This is a genomic window from bacterium (assembly GCA_040757115.1).
Taxonomy (GTDB): domain Bacteria; phylum UBA9089; class CG2-30-40-21; order CG2-30-40-21; family SBAY01; genus JBFLXS01.
In genome coordinates this window covers 1-6,654 of the sequence record JBFLYA010000207.1, presented here as the reverse complement: position 1 = coordinate 6,654, position 6,654 = coordinate 1, and the positions used below count along the sequence as shown (strand labels likewise).

Genomic DNA, 6,654 nt, shown 5'->3' with positions numbered 1-6,654 from the left:
CCAAACCCTGTAATCCCGTCATTGGTTAAATCTGCATTTTGTGCCCAGGCAATATTTATCGTGGGGTTAAAACCCTGTTGGCTGGATAAAGCCTGACTATAATCGAACGCCTTCTGTAGCGATTCTAAGGCATACAATCCTCCGACCTGATTGATATAAATATCCAGCTCATGAGAAGAAACACCTTGATATTCTGGTGGGATAATTATGTGTAGTGGGTAAGTATACATCGGATTACCCGGGATGATTGGTCCAAAATTAAGATTGGGTAAGGCATCTTTCTTTGGGGTGAAGATAACCTCGTTATTAGTAAAGGTAACCATATCTTCTGGATAGGTAATTGTGCCGTTGTCATCTACATCAGGCCGATATACTACCGTGTTATCGGCTTTAGTAAATGGGAGTAGTTTAAAAGGTGGCGAGGCGTAGGTATAGGTAATCGCCTGAGTCTCCTTTTTATTGACGCAAGAGGCTTTAGGATATATTGAGCCAGCCGGATAGATTCTACTTTCCAGATAGACACGATGTCGGAGGTTAGGGTTATCGAGGTTAGAGGTGCCGGCATTATAGCGGATGATATTATCCGAATCCACGCGTAGATTAGAATTAATCCATCGCTCCCAGTAATTATTTTGATTATCCCAGAAAAACAAGGATGAAGCCGCCTGAAACCCGCCAGCAATAGGAGTCGCCGGCGAGGCAGACTTCTGAATCGGCACTTCAACTACGGGTAATCCCACAATCATAAACGGTATCCAGTCAAAGCCTTCCTTTGTCGTCGAAGTGCCGATAAGCCCGGCAGGGTTTTTTATCGTCACCCGGAAGGTGTGACTGCCCTGGGTAAGTAAGTTAGTGGGATGGAAGTTAAAGCTGGCATTGAGTTTTGCCGGCTTTTGTGGCAACTCCTGAGATTCAGTATTCATATCAATTGGCTGGATTAAATCCTGTCGCTCTTTTATTTGCCCATCTTTATCTGAGGCATAATTGCCTTCAGAGTCTATCTCTACCGTAATACTGCAAGAAGCGGGGATGTAATCCTGAATCTTGCCAGTGATATAGAAATTATCGCTTGAGCCAAGGTAGTATAAACTATAAGTGCCTGGCGTAACGGTAGATGTCCCAAGTGTTACACAAGGCGTATCATAAGTCTTTGTCCCTTTATCGGGAATACCGTCAAGGGATTGGCGGATTTTATCCCATTGATTAGTTTGGTTACCATGAAATCCTTTTAAACCATCTTTTATATCAATTATAGAGATTGGCTCAAAGTATTTTACAGGAAGAATTTCACTTTCTCCTCTTTGACTATTTCCACTAACTATTGCATCACTATCTTTATAAAATAATTTCCCAATTTTCCCTACTATGCATACAACTTCCACATTATCCTGTAAATTTCGTAATCCTGAACCATTGTTAAGATGCCAAAGGAAAGTATTATATGCATGCCCAAGTATAGATATGGGAGACTGATACAACTCTGTTTGTTGGTCTTGTATTGCACCTTTTTCTATATCTTCTATCTTCTCTACCTTTAATATCTTTGCCAGGCCACGAATAGCCATTTCTTGAAGTATCCATATAAATTCAGATTCAGGCACCTCGCGTGTCCTTCTTATCAATTTATCTGCTAGCCAACTTCCAGTATGAGCAGTTCCAATAGTAATCAATCGCTTTACATGTTTCCAGCCATCCTTTTCTTGAATATAATGTCTGGCAATTAGTCCTCCTTGAGAATGAGCAACGATAATGAGTTTGTCAGTAGTAGGATTATAGTTATCGCCATAGTAAGATTTTAATATACCAGGTGATTTATCATCTCCTTCAATGAGTCTTTTTAAAACATCACTATATGTATCAAGATGGTTAAAACTCTTACCTGCATCCTCCCCACCATAATCAAACGCCTCTAAATAGAGCTTGGCGGGGGATTCGTAATTGGTTTTCTCATCTTTGAAGTAGGTGACGCCTTTTCGAGTGGGGTGAAAAGGAGAAATAAAGTAATTAGGTTCATTAAATCTTTCCTGTCTATACTGGAAATACTTCTCTAACTCAGGAATAGCAGTATCCCATGTTTTACAATTAGAGTTAATCCCGTGGATAAACAATACAGGCATAGGTGCGTAAGTAGTACAACTACCCCAGGTAAGTTCCTCACTACTTACTTTACTGCTCCATCCACAAAGCAATAATAAAATACATAAGATTATCCTTTTCATGATGATATACCCCCTTTTTACCAAATGTTATTTGGTTTTTTATATACAAAATGTTTTTCAGTTTGTTTAATATCAGCGAAAGGTTCTATTTCTACCTCTTTATTAATATCAAACACAGTAAAATCAAGAGATAATATTAACTTGCCATCTGATGAAACATATCCTCCCCATTTTAACCTTTTTATCACATTCCCATTTATATCAAAAATACCCCATCCAGTTCCAGGTGCTCCATCTTTAATAATTCCGTTTCCATCAGGTATCCAATCAAAAAGATACATTCCTTTATGTACCATCCTCCTCTCACTCCCATCAGGTTTCATCACCCAAATCCAGCCTTTACAGGTAAAGGCAATCAAGTCGCCTCTGGGTGACCAGATGGGGTTACCGCCATCCTGAGAGATTTCATGATTATTAGTTCCATCTATATTCATCACCCAAATCCCTTTCTCTCCGTCATACACTATCCTTTTTCCATTGGGTGACCAGGAGGCGTGCATCCCTATATTTGATACCTTTGTCAGATTACTTCCATCTGGTGTAATAATCCATATTCCATTAGTCCAGCCACCACTGGGAATAGCTCCTCCTGACATGAGAATTAAACCATTCTTTGAGCAATAATCAAGATAACGAGGAAATATTAAATCAGCTTTTTTGCTTGTATCCCCAGGGACAGGAATAAAATCAGGTTTCTTGCTTGTATCCTCAAGCATTACAATCTCTTTCTTATCTGTCCCATCTGTATTCATAGAACAAAGATAAATCTCACTCTTCTTATAGTAATATCCTATCGACCCAAGCAATGGAGAATAATTTCCATACATTACATGTTTAATAAAAAATATCTTGTTGTTTGGTCCCCAACACGGTGCACAATAAGAAATCCTATCACTCTCTCTGGCACCAAACTTATATTCTAACCATTTACAACCACCTATTATTGCTCCTATGATTATCCCACTGATAATGATTATTTTTATCGCCTTCTTCTTGAAGATAATTACTACTAAAAGAATAAGCAAAACTAAAATACATATATTTTCAATTGTCTTCATTATCTTTTCCACCTTAAGTTGGTAGCCGCAGGCTTTAGCATGCGTTGTCTGGTAGCTGATAACCGCTGGTTCGTAAACCGACCCTATAAAACAATTTCCTCTAAACTATAATCCAATGACCCTAAAGCAGTTCCAATAGTAATCAATCGCTTTACATGTTTCCAGCCATCCTTTTCTTGAATATAATGTCTGGCAATTAGTCCTCCTTGAGAATGAGCAACGATAATGAGTTTGTCAGTAGTAGGATTATAGTTATCGCCATAGTAAGATTTTAATATACCAGGTGATTTATCATCTCCTTCAATGAGTCTTTTTAAAACATCACTATATGTATCAAGATGGTTAAAACTCTTACCTGCATCCTCCCCACCATAATCAAACGCCTCTAAATAATGCTTCACGACCTTGTTCTGCGGGGCGTTGGGATTATCTCGGTCCACAGTAACTGGTTTCTCATCCTCTGTTATTTTTTTATCAGAACGATTAAACAGTAACCATCTATACCCAAAATACTTCTCCAATTCTTTGGTAGCAGTATCCCATGTTTCTGCATTAGCGTTGATGCCATGGATAAATAATACAGGCATCGGTGCATAAGTGGTGCAACTCCCCCAACTAATTTCTTCTGCTCTTACTTTATTGCTGAATATACACAATATCACCACACAAATAGCAATTTTTTTCATGACTTTTACCCTCCTTACCAAATATTATTTGGTTTTTTATAGACGAAATATTTGCCTTCAGATCTTAATACCCCTACTGATAATGGATACCCTATCTTTTTACCAGTCACACTATCGTATAAAATAAAGTCCCTTTTCCCCAGAAACATTTTTCCATCAGGTGACCACTTTCCATTGGTAGATTCTTCTACGGGGAATTCTCTAACACTCTTACCATTTAAGTCGATAATACCTCGTGGTGACGCTGTCATAAGCATTGTTCCATCAGGAGACCAATCGCCTAGATAATTATCACACACCTTCCTCCTCTCGCTTCCATCTGGTTTCATGGTATATATCCAGCCTTTGCAGACAAAGGCAATCAAGTCGCCTCTGGGTGACCAGATGGGGTTACCGCCATCCTGAGAGATTTCATGATTATTAGTTCCATCTATATTCATCACCCAAATCCCTTTCTCTCCGTCATACACCATCCTTTTTCCATTGGGTGACCAGGAGGCGTGCATCCCTATATTTGATACCTTTGTCAGATTACTTCCATCTGGTGTAATAATCCATATTCCATTAGTCCAGCCACCACTGGGAATATCTCCTCCTGACATGAGAATTAAACCATTCTTTGAGCAATAATCAAGATAGCGAGGAAATATTAAATCAGCTTTTTTGCTTGTATCCCCAGGCACAGGAATAAAATCAGGTTTCTTGCTTGTATCCTCAAGCATTACAATCTCTTTCTTATCTGTCCCATCTGCATTCATAGAACAAAGATAAATCTCACTCTTCTTATAGTAATATCCTATCGACCCAAGCAATGGAGAATAATTTCCATACATTACATGTTTAATAAAAAATATCTTGTTGTTTGGTCCCCAACACGGTGCACAATAAGAAATCCTATCACTCTCTCTGGCACCAAACTTATATTCTAACCATTTACAACCACCTATTATTGCTCCTATGATTATCCCACTGATAATGATTATTTTTATCGCCTTCTTCTTGAAGATAATTACTACTAAAAGAATAAGCAAAACTAAAATACATAAGTTTTCTATTACCCTTATCATCATACCTACCTCATGACAACAAACTTTTGCACGAAAATATTTATAACTTTCTCAATAAACATATCGCTCCTATGGAGCTAATTTGATGTTGAGACGATAAAGCTATAAACATCTCGCCCTTACAGGGCTGAATATATTTTCTAAACTCCGTTAGGAGTGATATATTTGTAGACTATGATAATCCTTAAAGAATTCAGCTCCGTAGGAGCGATTAGTATGCATTCCTTTTAAACCATCTTTTATATCAATTATAGAGATTGGCTCAAAGTATTTTACAGGAAGAATTTCACTTTCTCCTCTTTGACTATTTCCACTAACTATTGCATCACTATCTTTATAAAATAATTTCCCAATTTTCCCTACTATGCATACAACTTCCACATTATCCTGTAAATTTCGTAATCCTGAACCATTGTTAAGATGCCAAAGGAAAGTATTATATGCATGCCCAAGTATAGATATGGGAGACTGATACAACTCTGTTTGTTGGTCTTGTATTGCACCTTTTTCTATATCTTCTATCTTCTCTACCTTTAATATCTTTGCCAGGCCACGAATAGCCATTTCTTGAAGTATCCATATAAATTCAGATTCAGGCACCTCGCGTGTCCTTCTTATCAATTTATCTGCTAGCCAACTTCCAGTATGAGCAGTTCCAATAGTAATCAATCGCTTTACATGTTTCCAGCCATCCTTTTCTTGAATATAATGTCTGGCAATTAGTCCTCCTTGAGAATGAGCAACGATAATGAGTTTGTCAGTAGTAGGATTATAGTTATCGCCATAGTAAGATTTTAATATACCAGGTGATTTATCATCTCCTTCAATGAGTCTTTTTAAAACATCACTATATGTATCAAGATGGTTAAAACTCTTACCCGCATCCTCCCCACCATAATCAAACGCCTCTAAATAATGCTTCACGACCTTGTTCTGCGGGGCGTTGGGGTTCTTTTCATCGTAAGTAACAGGGTAAAAATGAGGGTCAGGAGTTATATATTTTCCGTCGTACCGCATCCATTTATATCCAAAATATTTCTCCAGTTCTTTAGTAGCTGTATCCCAAGTGGTTGCATTAGCGTTAATGCCATGAATGAACAATACAGGCATTGGTGCATAAGTGGTGCAACTCCCCCAATTAATTTCTTCTGCTCTTACTTCATTGCTGAATATACATAACATTACCAAACAAATAGCAATTTTTTTCATGACTTTTACCCTCCTTTACCAAATATTATTTGGTCTTTTATAGACGAAATATTTGCTTGTAGATTTTGGAATTCCTACTGATAATGGCTCTCCTATCTTTTTACCATCAATAGAATCATAAACATCAAATCCACAAAGTATCATTTTACCATCAGGAGACCACTGTCCACATAATCCAGTATATTTAACAACATTCCCATTTAAGTCAACTATATGAGTACCACCTGATATAGATGCTGTAAATGCTTTTCCATCTGGTATCCAATCACCTATATAATTTCCATCAATCACCTTCCTCCTCTCGCTTCCATCTGGTTTCATGGTATATATCCAGCCTTTGCAGACAAAGGCAATCAAGTCGCCTCTGGGTGACCAGATGGGGTTACCGCCATCCTGAGAGATTTCATGATTATTA

The 6,654-nt window shown here is 37.9% G+C and carries 6 protein-coding genes; all 6 read right to left on the bottom strand.

Going from position 1 to position 6,654, the window contains the following annotated elements; translation table 11 throughout:
* On the bottom strand, positions 1-2,219 hold a 2,219-nt coding region (locus AB1422_14915), incomplete at its 3' end, for a hypothetical protein (GenBank protein MEW6620603.1).
* Between the two features lie 17 nt (positions 2,220-2,236).
* Positions 2,237-3,277, bottom strand: a complete 1,041-nt coding sequence (locus AB1422_14910) for a hypothetical protein (protein ID MEW6620602.1) — start codon at positions 3,275-3,277, stop codon at positions 2,237-2,239.
* A gap of 83 nt (positions 3,278-3,360) precedes the next feature.
* The gene (locus AB1422_14905; GenBank protein MEW6620601.1) at positions 3,361-3,963 is read right to left on the bottom strand and encodes a hypothetical protein; all 603 of its coding nucleotides are present in this window, start codon (positions 3,961-3,963) and stop codon (positions 3,361-3,363) included.
* A gap of 14 nt (positions 3,964-3,977) precedes the next feature.
* Positions 3,978-5,033: a hypothetical protein gene (locus AB1422_14900; protein ID MEW6620600.1), complete on the bottom strand. Its 1,056-nt coding sequence runs from the start codon at positions 5,031-5,033 to the stop codon at positions 3,978-3,980.
* 147 nt (positions 5,034-5,180) lie between these two features.
* Complete coding sequence (locus AB1422_14895) at positions 5,181-6,239, bottom strand: hypothetical protein (protein ID MEW6620599.1); 1,059 nt, start codon at positions 6,237-6,239, stop codon at positions 5,181-5,183.
* Positions 6,240-6,254: 15 nt separating this feature from the next.
* Positions 6,255-6,654 (bottom strand): hypothetical protein (locus tag AB1422_14890; GenBank protein MEW6620598.1); only part of this gene is annotated, 400 nt, incomplete at its 5' end.